The organism is Burkholderia sp. BC1, assembly GCF_052683555.1.
Genome location: NZ_JBQYLP010000002.1, coordinates 132771 through 145895, shown reverse-complemented (window position 1 = coordinate 145895; position 13125 = coordinate 132771). Strand labels below are relative to the sequence as shown.

General features: G+C 68.4%; 13 protein-coding genes. 11 read left to right on the top strand and 2 right to left on the bottom strand.

Annotated elements, in window-relative coordinates:
- Nucleotides 1-117: 117 nt before the first annotated feature.
- Nucleotides 118-1017, top strand: a complete 900-nt coding sequence (gene cynR / locus ACSHSS_RS01905) for a transcriptional regulator CynR (protein ID WP_445544504.1) — start codon at nt 118-120, stop codon at nt 1015-1017.
- Between the two features lie 6 nt (nt 1018-1023).
- Here the strand turns inward: cynR and ACSHSS_RS01900 are convergent, their stop codons facing one another.
- Nucleotides 1024-1746: a FadR/GntR family transcriptional regulator gene (locus ACSHSS_RS01900; RefSeq protein WP_006407575.1), complete on the bottom strand. Its 723-nt coding sequence runs from the start codon at nt 1744-1746 to the stop codon at nt 1024-1026.
- Nucleotides 1747-1955: 209 nt separating this feature from the next.
- Between ACSHSS_RS01900 and ACSHSS_RS01895 the strand changes: the two genes are divergently transcribed.
- The 3 genes from ACSHSS_RS01895 (at nt 1956) to ACSHSS_RS01885 (ending at nt 5009) form a co-directional block, all read left to right on the top strand.
- On the top strand, nt 1956-3275 hold the full coding sequence (locus ACSHSS_RS01895) for a C4-dicarboxylate transporter DctA (protein ID WP_006400352.1): 1320 nt from the start codon (nt 1956-1958) through the stop codon (nt 3273-3275).
- Nucleotides 3276-3463: 188 nt separating this feature from the next.
- The gene (gene alc / locus ACSHSS_RS01890; protein WP_445544503.1) at nt 3464-4471 is read left to right on the top strand and encodes an allantoicase; all 1008 of its coding nucleotides are present in this window, start codon (nt 3464-3466) and stop codon (nt 4469-4471) included.
- A 13-nt stretch (nt 4472-4484) separates the two neighbouring features.
- A complete protein-coding gene (locus ACSHSS_RS01885) occupies nt 4485-5009 on the top strand; it encodes an ureidoglycolate lyase (protein WP_006414663.1) in 525 nt (174 codons plus the stop codon).
- Between the two features lie 92 nt (nt 5010-5101).
- Here ACSHSS_RS01885 and fur read toward each other — a convergent pair whose 3' ends face one another.
- Nucleotides 5102-5530: a ferric iron uptake transcriptional regulator gene (gene fur / locus ACSHSS_RS01880; protein ID WP_006400349.1), complete on the bottom strand. Its 429-nt coding sequence runs from the start codon at nt 5528-5530 to the stop codon at nt 5102-5104.
- Nucleotides 5531-5672: 142 nt separating this feature from the next.
- Between fur and ACSHSS_RS01875 the strand changes: the two genes are divergently transcribed.
- The 7 genes from ACSHSS_RS01875 (at nt 5673) to holA (ending at nt 13062) form a co-directional block, all read left to right on the top strand.
- A complete protein-coding gene (locus ACSHSS_RS01875) occupies nt 5673-6455 on the top strand; it encodes an outer membrane protein assembly factor BamE (protein WP_006400348.1) in 783 nt (260 codons plus the stop codon).
- 65 nt (nt 6456-6520) lie between these two features.
- Nucleotides 6521-7318: a 4-hydroxy-tetrahydrodipicolinate reductase gene (gene dapB, locus ACSHSS_RS01870; protein ID WP_176035172.1), complete on the top strand. Its 798-nt coding sequence runs from the start codon at nt 6521-6523 to the stop codon at nt 7316-7318.
- Nucleotides 7319-7335: 17 nt separating this feature from the next.
- Nucleotides 7336-8004: a MotA/TolQ/ExbB proton channel family protein gene (locus ACSHSS_RS01865; RefSeq protein WP_006400346.1), complete on the top strand. Its 669-nt coding sequence runs from the start codon at nt 7336-7338 to the stop codon at nt 8002-8004.
- Nucleotides 8005-8028: 24 nt separating this feature from the next.
- Complete coding sequence (locus tag ACSHSS_RS01860) at nt 8029-8490, top strand: ExbD/TolR family protein (protein WP_006400345.1); 462 nt, start codon at nt 8029-8031, stop codon at nt 8488-8490.
- Nucleotides 8491-8764: 274 nt separating this feature from the next.
- Nucleotides 8765-11359: a leucine--tRNA ligase gene (gene leuS / locus ACSHSS_RS01855; RefSeq protein ID WP_006400344.1), complete on the top strand. Its 2595-nt coding sequence runs from the start codon at nt 8765-8767 to the stop codon at nt 11357-11359.
- A gap of 38 nt (nt 11360-11397) precedes the next feature.
- Nucleotides 11398-11949, top strand: coding sequence for an LPS-assembly lipoprotein LptE (locus ACSHSS_RS01850; RefSeq protein ID WP_006400343.1), 552 nt, complete (start codon nt 11398-11400; stop codon nt 11947-11949).
- 18 nt (nt 11950-11967) lie between these two features.
- Nucleotides 11968-13062, top strand: a complete 1095-nt coding sequence (holA, locus tag ACSHSS_RS01845) for a DNA polymerase III subunit delta (protein ID WP_006400342.1) — start codon at nt 11968-11970, stop codon at nt 13060-13062.
- Nucleotides 13063-13125 lie beyond the last annotated feature (63 nt).

Sequence of the window (13125 nt, the reverse complement as noted above, 5' to 3'; positions counted from 1 at the left end):
GGCGCGGCGGCGAGTGCATCGCGCGGAGCGGATGTGCGTATGATGCGGAAATCGAGTCATAGCGTCCAAGACTCGATCCTTATACGATGCATTGGTAAAACCAATACCAGAGTTGCCATGCTGCTTCGTCACATCCGCTATTTCCTGGCCGTCGCCGAGCAGGGCAGTTTCACGCGCGCGGCCGATGCGCTGCATGTGTCGCAGCCGACGCTGTCGCAGCAGATTCGCCAGCTCGAGGAAACGCTCGGCGTGCCGTTGTTCGACCGCTCGGGCCGCACGGTGCGGCTCACCGAATTCGGCGATGTCTACGCGAAGCACGCGCGCGCGGCGCTGCACGCGCTCGACGCCGGCGCGCGTGCGCTGCACGATGCGGCCGATCTCGCGACCGGCTCGCTGCGGCTCGCGATGATGCCGACCTTCGCCGCCTATCTGAGCGGCTCGCTCGTCGACGCATTTCATGCCGCGCATCCGAATGTCGTTCTGACGATCGACGCGATGCCGCAGGCGCGCATGGAGTCGCTGCTCGTCGAAGACCGTCTCGACGCGGGCTTCGCGTTCGTGCCGGCGCGCGCGCCGGAGATCGACGCGCTGCCGCTCTGGGACGAATCGCTCGCGTTCGTGACCGCGCGCACGCATCGGCTCGCGCGCCGTCGCCGCGCGCTCACGCCGGCCGAGCTGAGCGGCGAGCCGATGGTGCTGCTGAGCCGCGCGTTTGCGACGCGCGAGCGCATCGACCGCTATTTCGTCGAGCATCGTGCGCAGCCGCGGATCGCGATCGAGACGAACACGGTCAGCGCGGTGCTGGAGCTCGTGCGACGCGGGCGGCTCGCGACCGTGCTGCCCGATGCGGTCGCGCGCGGCAGCGACGAGCTGTGCGCGCTGCCGGTCGACCCGCCGCTGCCGACGCGCACGGCCGCGCTGCTCACGCGCAAGGGCGCCTATCGCAGCGTCGCGGCGCGCGCATTCATCGAGTGCGCGCTCGCGTATCGCGTGCCGTCGCCGGCGTCGAGGACGTAGCGGCGCTTACGCGCCCGGTGTCGGGAAAAAGATGCCCGCGCGCTGCGCAGCATTCGAGATGTGCGTTTCGATCGCGGTGCCGGCGGCGGCCGCGTCGCGCGCACTGAGCGCATCGACGATCGCGCGATGCTCGTGCCAGGTCGACAGCAGCAGCTCGCGCCGGTAGAACGGCATGCGCTGGCTTTCCTTCATGATGTCCGCGCTGCTGCGCAGGACCGATTCGATCGCCGCATTGCCGGCCAGATGGATGATGCGCATGTGGAACTCGAAGTCGAGCTGCGACGCGTCCTCGAGCGCGTTTTCCGTCAGCGCGACGTGCAGATCGGCGAGATTGTCTTCGAACCACGCGATGTCGTCGTCGCTGACGACGCGCGCGGCCATCCGCGCGGCGAAGCCTTCGAGCGCGTAGCGCATCTGGTACGTGTCGGGCGGCGACGACTGTTCGGCGAACTGCCACGCATGGGCGGTGGTCGCGCGCGCGCTTTCGACATACACGCCCTTGCCGGCGCGAATGCGCAGCATGCCGAGCGCTTCGAGCGTCGACAGCGCCTCGCGCAACGACGCGCGACTGATCTCCAGCTCCTCGGAGAGCTGCCGCTGGGCCGGCAGCAGGCTGCCGACCGGATACACGCCTGCCTCGATCCGGTCGCGGATCGTCGCGATGGCGGCGTCGGTCACGGTATGCGGAACGTTTTTCATGAGGTGAACGATGGCCGGTCTGACCGGCATTGTAAACCGCGCTCGCGCCGCGCATCCGCGGCTACGGGAAAGCCACGACACGGCCGGTTTTCCGCGTCGCACCAATTCGGCCGCGGGGCGGGAAATCCCTATTTTGACGAGCCTTGACGCGACTATATCGGCTTCCTACTATCGACCATAACATCACTGGTCATACCAGTATGAACAGACGAAAATGCAACCCATTTCGGGAGAGCGCCGTGTCAAAGTTCCTCAATTCGCTGTTTGGTCGAGTCGTGATCGCACTGATCCTCGGGGTCGCGCTCGGCGCGTTCTTCCCGCATTTCGCCGAGTCGCTGAAACCGCTCGGCGACGGTTTTCTGAAGCTCATCAAGATGGTCATCGGCCCGATCGTGTTTTGCGTCGTGGTCAGCGGGATGGCCAATGCGGGCGATCTGAAGAAGGTCGGCCGCGTCGGCCTGAAGGCCGTCGTCTACTTCGAGGTGATGACGACGCTCGCGCTCGGCATCGGGCTCGTCCTCGCCTGGCTCACGCGGCCGGGTGAGGGGATGAACATCAACCTGCACTCGCTCGACGCATCGTCGCTCGCGTCGTACGCGAAGAACGCGGAGAGCCTGAAGGACACGGCCGGCTTCCTGATGAAGATCATCCCCGACACCGCGATCGACGCATTCGCGAAGGGCGACATCCTGCAGATCCTCGTGTTCGCGGTGCTGTTCGGCTCGGCGCTGTCGCTGCTCGGCGACAAGGCCAAGCGCGTGAACGGGCTGATCGAGGAGCTGTCGCACGTGTTCTTCCGCGTGATCGGCTTCATCATCAAGCTCGCGCCGCTCGGCGTGCTCGGCGCGATCGCGTTCACGACCGGCAAGTACGGCGTCGCCTCGCTGAAGCAGCTCGGTTATCTCGTCGCGGTGTTCTACGTGAGCTGCGCGGTGTTCGTCACGGTCGTGCTCGGCATCGTGATGCGGCTTGCCGGCTTCTCGGTATTCAAGCTGATCCGCTACCTGCGCGAGGAACTGTCGATCGTGCTCGGCACGGCTTCGTCGGACGCGGTGCTGCCGCAGGTGATGCGCAAGCTCGAGTACATGGGCGTCAAGGATTCGACCGTCGGCCTCGTGATCCCGACCGGCTATTCGTTCAACCTCGACGGCTTCTCGATCTATCTGACGCTCGCGGTGCTGTTCATCGCGCAGGCGACCAACACGCCGCTGTCGGCGCACGATCTGATCGTGGTCCTGATCGTGTCGATGATCACGTCGAAGGGCGCGCACGGGATTCCGGGTTCGGCGATCGTGATTCTCGCGGCGACGCTGTCCGCGATTCCCGCGATTCCGGTGCTGGGCCTCGTGCTGATCCTGCCGGTCGACTGGTTCGTCGGGATCGCCCGCGCGCTGACGAACCTGATCGGCAACTGCGTCGCGACGGTCGTGGTCGCGGTGTGGGAGAACGACATCGACCGCGCCCGTGCGAAGCGCGTGCTGAACCGCGAGCTGCGCTACGTGCCGGCCGAGGAGGACGGCGCGACGCCGGTCGCCGGCGATCAGGCGCACGCGCTCTGAGCGCCGCGCGGCGGTCTGCCCCGGACCGTCCGCGCACGCTGGAACCGGCCGGCGCAGCGATGCGCCGGCATTTCATCAGGACGGCGGGTAACGGAGACGGGCGGGCCTGACGCGCCCGCCGCACCGGCCCGCTACGCCAGGCTGGCGCGCGCGGCGACGCGCGACGTGCAGCCGATATTGGAGACGACATGGCAGCCCCCATTCTCGACCCGAGCGCGCCGGCCTTCACGCGGCGCTACATGAATCTCGCCGATCCGCGCCTGGGCGCCGCGGCGCTGTTCGCAAGCGACGAATTCTTCGCGCCGAAGGAGCGCATGCTGAACCCCGAGCCGGCCGTGTTCATCCCCGGCAAGTACGACGATCACGGCAAGTGGATGGACGGCTGGGAGACGCGCCGCAAGCGCACGACCGGTCACGACTTCTGCGTGGTGCGGCTCGCGCGGCCGGGCGTGATCCACGGCGTCGATCTCGATACGAGCCACTTCACCGGCAATTTCCCGCCGGCCGCGTCGATCGACGCCTGCTTCGCGGACGGCGACACGCCGTCGGACGACGCCGAATGGCACACCATCGTGGCCGCGACGACGCTGCAGGGCAACGCGCATCACTACGTCGAGGTTGCCGATGCGCGGCCGTACACGCATCTGCGCGTGAACCTGTATCCGGACGGCGGGATCGCGCGGCTGCGCGTATACGGGCAGCCGCAGCGCGACTGGAGCCGCGTGCCGGCCGGCGAACCGGTCGATCTGGCCGCGATCGAGAACGGCGCCTATCTGGTCGCCGCGAACAACCAGCACTTCGGTGCCGCCTCGCAGATGCTGATGCCGGGGCGCGGCGCGAACATGGGCGACGGCTGGGAGACGCGGCGCCGCCGCGAGCCCGGCAACGACTGGGCGATCGTCGCGCTGGCGCGGCCGGGCATCATCCGGCGCGTCGAAGTCGATACCGCGTTCTTCAAGGGCAACTTCCCGGACCGCTGTTCGCTGCAGGCCGCGCACGTCACGGGCGGCACCGACGATTCGCTGATCACGCAGGCGATGTTCTGGCCCGAACTGCTCGGCGAGCAGAAGCTGTCGATGGACAGCGTGCACACGTTCGACGATCTCGCGGCGCTCGGCCCCGTCACGCACGTGCGCTTCAACATCTTCCCGGACGGCGGCGTGTCGCGGCTGCGTCTGTGGGGCGAACCGGCCTGACGGGGGAGTGGCGATGACCAGCTTGCATACTCTGCGCGTCGAGCGTCTGACCCGCGAAGCGTTTGCGCCGTTCGGCGACGTGATCGCACTCGAAGGCGCCCGGCATTTCCCGATCAACGGCGGCACGACCGAGCGCTTCCACGATCTCGCGAACATCGACGTCTGCGCGGACGGCGGGCGTCCGCTCGTCAGCGTGTTTCGCGCGCAGCCGCGCGCGTTGCCCGTCGCGCTCACGCTGATGGAGCGCCATCCGCACGGCAGCCAGGCGTTCATTCCGCTGGCGGCGGTGTCGCGCTACGCGGTCGTCGTCGCGCCGGCCGGCGAGTTCCGGCCCGACGCGATGCGCGCGTTCCTCGCGGAAGGCTGGCAGGGCGTCAACTATGCGAAAGGCGTGTGGCACCATCCGCTGCTCGCGCTCGACGCGGTCAGCGACTTCGTGATCGTCGATCGCGGCGGCCCGCAGCCGAACTGCGACGAGATCCCGCTCGACGGCGCCTGGGCGCTCGAATTCGAGCCGGCCTGCGCAGGCGCGCTCTGACGCGCGCGGCGGCCGAACGGCCGCCGGAAAAAACAGACGGCCCGGGCGGCGACATGCCGGCCGGGCCGTGTGCACATCGGCGCTGCTGTCGGTCAGTGCTTGCGGTGCGGGCAGTTTTCGGTGGTGCACGACCCGTACATCGCGAGCGAGTGCTCCTGGAGGCGGAAACCGCGCTCCTTCGCGATCGCCTGCTGACGGCTTTCGATTTCGGCGTCGAAGAATTCCTCGACGCGCCCGCAGTCGAGGCAGACGAGGTGGTCGTGGTGCGAACCTTCGTTCAGCTCGAACACGGCCTTGCCCGATTCGAAGTTGCTGCGCGACAGCAGCCCGGCCTGCTCGAACTGCGTGAGCACGCGATAGACGGTGGCGAGCCCGATGTCGAGCTGCTCGTTGAGCAGGTTGCGGTAGACGTCTTCGGCGGTCAGGTGCCGCACGGGGCTCTGCTGGAAGATCTCGAGAATCTTGAGGCGCGGTAGGGTGGCCTTTAGCCCGATATTCTTGAGATCCGTCGGATTGGTCATGGCTAGGCGTCCCTAGAGTACAATGCAGGGCTTCAATGTTACCGGCTTTTCGCCGTTCCAGAAACACGCGCGGCCTGCGACGCGGGCCAGCACGGTGAGGGAAATGATTCCAGAATCTCTTTCGCACTTTCAGAGGAGCCGCATGCGGAGTGCCATCATCGCTGCCGCCGCCGTTGCCGCGCTGGCTGGTTGTTCGTCGTACGACAGCGTGACGCAGCGCATCGCGCAGAGCATCACGCCTTATCGGATCACCGTCGTGCAAGGCAACTTCGTGTCGCAGGAGAAGGCCGCGCAACTGCAGACCGGCATGACGCGCGAGCAGGTCCGCGCGCTGCTCGGCACGCCGCTGCTCACGGACATGTTCCACGCCGACCGCTGGGATTACCTGTTCTACTTCAAGCGCGGCTCGACGTCGGTCGTCCAGCAGCGCGATCTCGTGCTGACGTTCTCGGGCGATCGCCTCGCGAGCTGGACCGGCGCCGAGAATCTGCCGTCCGAGCTCGATCTGCTCGCCGACATCGACGGCGATCGGCGCGGCAAGAAAGCGGCGAAGGACAAGGCGGCCGCCGCCGCGGCCGCGAGCGGCGCGAGTGCGGTCACGACGGCAAGCGCGCCGACGTCGGTCGGCGAGGTCGTCGATCAGGATGCGAACGCGCGGGCGGCGCGCGCGGCTAACCGCGCGACCAACCAGGTTTCCGGCCAGGGCTCCGCTACGCGGCACTTCACGCCGTCCGCGCAGGCATCGGGCGGTGCGCCGGTGCCGGGCGGCCAGCCGCCGGGCGCCGTGCCGGCGATCCAGCCGCAGTTCCAGTTCCATCGGCCGCCGCAGCCGAACGTGTCGAACGAAGCGGCGCCGCCCGTCGGCCCGCAAGGGTCCGACACGCTGCAGAACCAGCCGCTTACCGCACCCGCGCAGTCGCAGTAAGCGGCGCGCGCGTGCAACCGGGGCGGCCTGCGCCGCCTGCCTTTAGACCTGTCGTGTAGAAAGCCATGAAGATTGCGATTGCCGGCGCATCGGGCCGGATGGGCCGGATGCTGATCGAAGCCGTTCTCAACGATGCCGACGCGCAGCTCGTCGGCGCGCTCGACCGTGCCGGCTCGCCGTCGCTCGGGCAGGACGCGGGCGCGTTCCTCGGCAAGGACACCGGCGTCAAGCTGACCGACGACGTCGACGCGGTGTTCGCGCAGGCCGACTATCTGATCGACTTCACGCGCCCGGAAGGCACGCTCGCGCACGTCGAGGCGGCGCTGCGCCACGACGTGAAGCTCGTGATCGGCACGACCGGCTTCACGGCCGAGCAGAAGGCCGTGCTCCATGCGGCCGCCGAGAAAGTCGCGATCGTGTTCGCCGCGAACATGAGCGTCGGCGTCAACGTCACGCTGAAGCTGCTCGAATTCGCGGCGAAGCACTTCTCGCACGGCTACGACATCGAAATCATCGAGGCGCACCACCGCCACAAGGTCGACGCGCCGTCGGGCACCGCGCTGATGATGGGCGAAGCGGTCGCCGGCGCGCTCGGCCGCTCGCTCGACGACTGCGCGGTGTACGGGCGCCAGGGCGTGACGGGCGAGCGCGATCCGTCGACGATCGGTTTCGCGGCCGTGCGCGGCGGCGACATCGTCGGCGACCACACCGTGCTGTTCGCCGGCATCGGCGAGCGGATCGAAATCACGCACAAGTCGTCGAGCCGCGTGTCGTACGCGCAGGGCGCGCTGCGTGCCGTGCGCTTCCTGTCGGCGCGCGACACGGGCCTGTTCGACATGCAGGACGTGCTCGGCCTGCGCTGACGCGACGGGGAACCCCGATGGCCATTCCCACCGGCGTTGTCCACTACCTCGAAAGCGGCGATGCGATCACGCATGCCGTCGCCTATGTGTTGCTGGCGATGTCCGTCGCCAGCTGGTGCTTCCTCTTGATGAAGGCATGGCTGCTCGTGCGCGCGAAGCGGCAGGGGCCGCGTGCGCTCGCGGCGTTCTGGCGTGCGTCGTCGCTCGAGGCGGGCATCGCCGCGCTGGCCGGCGCCGATCGCGAGCGCGTGTTCGTGCCGCTCGCGGAGGCCGCGCGCGACGCGGCCGACGAACACGAGCCGGCCGCGCTGGCCGCGCGCGTCGAGCGTAGCGAGCGCGTGCTGCGCGCGCTGCGTCACGCGATGCTGCGCTCGCAGCGGCGCCTCGAATTCGGTCAGGTGCTGCTCGCGTCGATCGGCAGCACGGCGCCGTTCGTCGGGCTGCTCGGCACCGTCTGGGGCATCTACCATGCGCTCGGCAGCATCGCCGCGAGCGGGCAGGCGCAGATCGAGAACGTCGCGGGGCCGGTCGGCGAAGCGCTGATCATGACCGCGTTCGGGCTCGTCGTCGCGATTCCGGCCGTGCTCGCGTACAACATCCTCGGGCGGCTCGTCCGGCAACTCGCCGAGGAACTCGACGGCTTCGCGCGCGATCTGCACGTGTTCGTCTGCGCGCAGCCCGCGTGACGCCCGCTTCCCGGAGGAACGCTCATGGCATTCGGCGGACTCGAGCACCACAAGACGTCCGCGCCGATGGCGGAAATCAACATGACGCCGCTGATCGACGTGATGCTCGTGCTGCTCGTCATCTTCATCATTACCGCGCCGCTGATGACGCACGCGATCCGGCTCGACTTGCCGAAGGTCGCGGCGAGCGTCGCGCGCGACACGCCGCAGTCGGTCACGCTGTCGATCGACGATGCGGGCAAGCTGTACTGGAACGACACGCCGATTGCGCTCGAGGCGCTGCCCGCGCGCTTCCGGCAGGCCGCCGCGAGCGGCGCGCCGCCCGAGCTGCGGCTGCGCGCGTCGCGCGCGACGCGCTACGACGTGATCGCGCAGGTGATGGGCGCCGCGCAGGCCGCGGGCCTCACGCGGATCGGCTTCGTCACCGACATGCCGCCCGCCGGCACCGCAGGGCCGGCCGCGCCCGCTGCGCCGGCCGCGCACTGACGCCGCCCGCAGCGCGCGTGGCCGTCGCGGCCGCGATGCGCGACGCCCGCGACACCGGCCTTACGCGCCGGCGCGGGCGGTATAATCGACGTTTTTCCCGGTCGGCAGGATTGTCCTGGTCATCCGGAGCCCGCGTGGGCGTGCCGGCGATGCACCGGGCGCCGGCGGCCGGGCCCGGCACGGCCGGCCTTGTTCCCGCGCCGGGCCAGCACGATTTTCGATCCACTCCGCGCGCGAGCCGTCGCGTCGCATAAAGCCTAGTCCGAACCACACCATGCACGAGAGATACGTACCCGCCGACGTCGAAGCCGCCGCCCAGGGCGACTGGCGCGCAGCCGATGCCTACAAGACGCAGGAAGACGCGCAGAAGCCGAAGTTCTACTGCGTGTCGATGCTGCCGTATCCGTCCGGCAAGCTGCACATGGGTCACGTGCGCAACTACACGATCAACGACGTGATGTACCGCTATCTGCGGATGAACGGCTACAACGTGCTGATGCCGATGGGCTGGGACGCCTTCGGGATGCCCGCGGAGAACGCCGCGATGGCCAACGGCGTGCCGCCCGCGAAGTGGACCTACGACAACATCGACTACATGAAGGGCCAGATGCAGTCGATGGGCCTCGCGATCGACTGGTCGCGCGAGATCGCGACCTGCAAGCCCGACTACTACAAGTGGAACCAGTGGCTGTTCCTGAAGATGCTCGAGAAGGGCATCGCGTACAAGAAGACGGGCACCGTGAACTGGGATCCGGTCGACCAGACCGTGCTCGCGAACGAGCAGGTGATCGACGGCCGCGGCTGGCGCTCGGGCGCGCTCGTCGAGAAGCGCGAGATCCCGATGTACTACCTGCGCATCACGCAGTACGCGGACGAGCTGCTGAACGACCTCGACGGCCTCGGCTGGCCCGAGCGCGTGAAGATCATGCAGCAGAACTGGATCGGCAAGAGCTTCGGCGTGAACTTCGGCTTCCCGTACGAACTCGACGGCGAGAAGCAGCTGCTGCGCGTGTTCACGACGCGCGCCGACACGATCATGGGCGTCACGTTCTGCGCGATCGCGGCCGAGCATCCGCTCGCGACGCGCCTCGCGCAGGGCAAGCCCGAGCTGCAGGCGTTCATCGACGAATGCAAGCGCGGCGGCGTCGCCGAGGCCGACATGGCGACGATGGAGAAGAAGGGCGTCGCGACGGGCTTCTCGGTCACGCATCCGCTGACGGGCGAGCCGGTCGAGGTGTGGATCGGCAACTACGTGCTGATGAGCTACGGCGAAGGCGCCGTGATGGGCGTGCCGGGCCACGACGAACGCGACTTCGCGTTCGCGAAGAAGTACGGCCTGCCGATCAAGCAGGTGATCGCGGCCGAAGGCCATACGTACTCGCTCGACGCCTGGCAGGAGTGGTACGGCGACAAGGACATCGCGGTCTGCATCAACAGCGGCAAGTACGACGGCCTCGGCTACGCGGCGGCCGTCGATGCGGTGGCGGCCGACCTGAAGGCGGGCGGCTTCGGCGACAAGCAGGTCACGTGGCGTCTGCGCGACTGGGGCATTTCGCGCCAGCGCTACTGGGGCACGCCGATCCCGATCATCCACTGCCCGTCGTGCGGCGACGTGCCGGTGCCGGAAAAGGATCTGCCCGTCGTGCTGCCGGAAGACCTCGTGCCGGACGGCTCGGGCAACCCGCTCGCGAAGTCCGAAGCGTTCCTGAACTGCACGTGTCCGAAGTGCGGCGCGGCCGCGAAGCGCGAAACCGACACGATGGACACCTTCGTCGATTCGTCGTGGTACTTCTCGCGCTACACGGCGCCGGACGCCGAGACGATGGTCGACGCGCGCACCGACTACTGGATGCCGATGGACCAGTACATCGGCGGCATCGAGCACGCGATCCTGCACCTGTTGTATTCGCGCTTCTGGACGAAGGTGATGCGCGATCTCGGCCTCGTGAAGTTCGGCGAGCCGGCGAAGAACCTGCTCACGCAGGGCATGGTGCTGAACGAGACGTACTATCGCGAGGACGCGGCGGGCAAGAAGACCTGGTACAACCCGGCCGACGTGACGGTCACGCACGACGACAAGGGCCGCCCGGTCGGTGCGACGCTGAACGCCGACGGCCAGCCGGTCGTGCTCGGCGGCATCGAGAAGATGTCGAAGTCGAAGAACAACGGCGTCGATCCGCAGGTGCTGATCGACCAGTACGGCGCGGATACCGCGCGCCTGTTCACGATGTTCGCCGCGCCGCCCGAGCAGCAGCTCGAGTGGTCGGGCGCCGGCGTCGAAGGCGCGAGCCGCTTCCTGCGCCGCGTGTGGAGCTTCGGCTATGCGAACCGCGAAGCGCTCGCCTCGCGCGCGGGCTTCGACGCGGCCGCGCTCGGCGACGCCGACAAGGCGCTGCGCCGCGAAATCTACAGCGTGCTGAAGCAGGCCGACTTCGACTATCAGCGTCTGCAATACAACACGGTCGTGTCGGCCGCGATGAAGATGCTGAACGCGATCGACGGTGCGAAGGGCGCGACGCCGGCCGTGCTGCGCGAAGCGTACGGCGTGCTGCTGCGCGTGCTGTATCCGGTGGTTCCGCACGTCACGTACGAGCTCTGGAAGGCGCTCGGCTATGCCGACGAATTCGGTCCGCTGCTCGACGCGCCGTGGCCGAAGGTCGACGAGGCGGCGCTCGAGCAGGCCGAGATCGAACTCGTGCTGCAGGTGAACGGCAAGGTGCGCGGCGCGCTGAAGGTCGCGAAGGACGCGAGCCGCGAGGCGATCGAAGCCGCGGCGCTCGCCGACGACGCGTTCGCGAAGTTCGGCGAAGGCAAGCCGGCGAAGAAGATCGTCGTCGTGCCGGGCCGCCTCGTGAACATCGTCGTCTGACGGCCGCCGGCCGTCGGGCGTACACAGAAGGAGCCAAGGTGATCCGCAGATCGTTTTTGATGCTCGTCGGCAGCGCGGTCGCGCTGTCCGCATGCGGTTTCCAGTTACGCGGCCAGCAGGACTACGCGTTCAAGCACCTGCTGATCGCCGGTGCGCCGGCGCCGGTGTCGGCGCGGCTCACGCGCCTCGTCGAGGGCGGCAGCGACACGAAGATCGTCAAGTCGATCGACGATGCCGATGCCGTGCTGCGTATGTGGGAATCGCGCGGCCAGAACACGCTGACGCTGAACCAGTACGGTTCCGCACAGGAATACGCGCTGTTCTACACGCTGAACTACACGCTGACGAGCAAGGACGGCACCGTGCTGATTCCGCCGAGCGCGATCGCGCTGAACCGCGCGATGACGTACAGCGACCAGTACACGAACGCGAAGGCGCAGGAAGCGGACATCCTGTACGCGGACATGCAGAACGACGCGGTCGATCAGCTGATGCGCCGCCTCGCGATCGTGCATTCGCTGACGCCGCGTCCGGAAGACGTGGTGCCGGGCGTCGCGCCGCGCGCGCCGCTGCCGCCGCCGCCGCTTTGATCCGCGCCGCACGCACCGATGCAATTGCGACTTGATGCACTGGAGCCGCACCTCGCGAAGGGGTTGGCCGGGCTCTACACCGTCTACGGCGACGAGCCGCTGCTCGCGCAGGAGGCGTGCGACCGCATTCGCGCGGCCGCGCGCGCGGCCGGCTTCACCGAGCGTTCGGTGCATACGGTCGAGCGCGGCTTCGACTGGAGCGTGCTGCTCGGCGCGACGCAGGCGATGTCGCTGTTCGGCGAGCGCCAGCTGATCGAGCTGCGCATTCCGTCGGGCAAGCCGGGCAAGGAAGGGGCCGACGCGCTGAAGGCGCTGGCGGCCGCCGACAATCCCGATGCGCTGATGCTCGTCACGCTGCCGCGTCTGGATGCGGCCACGCAGAAGTCCGCGTGGTTCACCGCGCTGCAGAACGGCGGCGTCGCGCTGAAGATCGATCCGGTCGACCGCGCGCAGCTGCCGAACTGGATCGGCCAGCGGCTCGCGATGCAGGGGCAGCGCGTCGCGCCCGGCGACGACGGCCGGCGCGCGCTGCAGTTCATCGCCGAGCGCGTCGAGGGCAACCTGCTCGCCGCACACCAGGAAATTCAGAAGCTCGGGCTGCTCTATCCGCAGGGCGTGCTGTCGTTCGAGCAGGTGCACGATGCCGTGCTGAACGTCGCACGCTACGACGTGTTCAAGCTGAACGAAGCGATGCTTGCCGGCGACGCCGCGCGGCTTGCGCGGATGATCGACGGGCTCAAGGGCGAGGGCGAGGCGATCGTGCTCGTGATGTGGGCCGTCGTCGAGGAGTTGCGCACGCTGCTCCGGATCAAGCGCGGCACCGCGGCCGGCAAGCCGCTCGCGACGCTGCTGCGCGAGAACCGCGTATGGGGCCCGCGCGAGCGGCTGATCGGTCCGGCGCTGAACCGCGTGTCCGAGGCCGTGCTCGAAAAGGCACTCGCGTTTGCGGCGAAGCTCGACCGGCAGGTCAAGGGTCTCGCTGCCGTGACGCCCGGCCGCCGCACGCAGGACGATCCGCCGCCCGACCCGTGGGACGGGCTGTTTCAGCTCGCGATGACGGTCGCCGGGCCGCAGCACGAGCGACCGCCGACCGCGGGTCGCGTGCGTCGTTAGGTCCCGTTCCGGGTGTCAGCGTACGCATCGCAACCCGCTTACAATGCTCCGAAGCTGGCGCAG

Bases quoted from the DNA above. Each gene is read 5' to 3' on its own strand.
- ACSHSS_RS01875 (WP_006400348.1), top strand. From the start codon at position 5,673: ATGCGGAGTGCCATCATCGCTGCCGCCGCCGTTGCCGCGCTGGCTGGT.
- ACSHSS_RS01860 (WP_006400345.1), top strand. From the start codon at position 8,029: ATGGCATTCGGCGGACTCGAGCACCACAAGACGTCCGCGCCGATGGCG.
- ACSHSS_RS01885 (WP_006414663.1), top strand. From the start codon at position 4,485: ATGACCAGCTTGCATACTCTGCGCGTCGAGCGTCTGACCCGCGAAGCG.
- ACSHSS_RS01865 (WP_006400346.1), top strand. From the start codon at position 7,336: ATGGCCATTCCCACCGGCGTTGTCCACTACCTCGAAAGCGGCGATGCG.
- holA (WP_006400342.1), top strand. From the start codon at position 11,968: ATGCAATTGCGACTTGATGCACTGGAGCCGCACCTCGCGAAGGGGTTG.
- alc (WP_445544503.1), top strand. From the start codon at position 3,464: ATGGCAGCCCCCATTCTCGACCCGAGCGCGCCGGCCTTCACGCGGCGC.
- leuS (WP_006400344.1), top strand. From the start codon at position 8,765: ATGCACGAGAGATACGTACCCGCCGACGTCGAAGCCGCCGCCCAGGGC.
- ACSHSS_RS01900 (WP_006407575.1), bottom strand. From the start codon at position 1,746: ATGCCGGTCAGACCGGCCATCGTTCACCTCATGAAAAACGTTCCGCAT.
- fur (WP_006400349.1), bottom strand. From the start codon at position 5,530: ATGACCAATCCGACGGATCTCAAGAATATCGGGCTAAAGGCCACCCTA.
- dapB (WP_176035172.1), top strand. From the start codon at position 6,521: ATGAAGATTGCGATTGCCGGCGCATCGGGCCGGATGGGCCGGATGCTG.
- cynR (WP_445544504.1), top strand. From the start codon at position 118: ATGCTGCTTCGTCACATCCGCTATTTCCTGGCCGTCGCCGAGCAGGGC.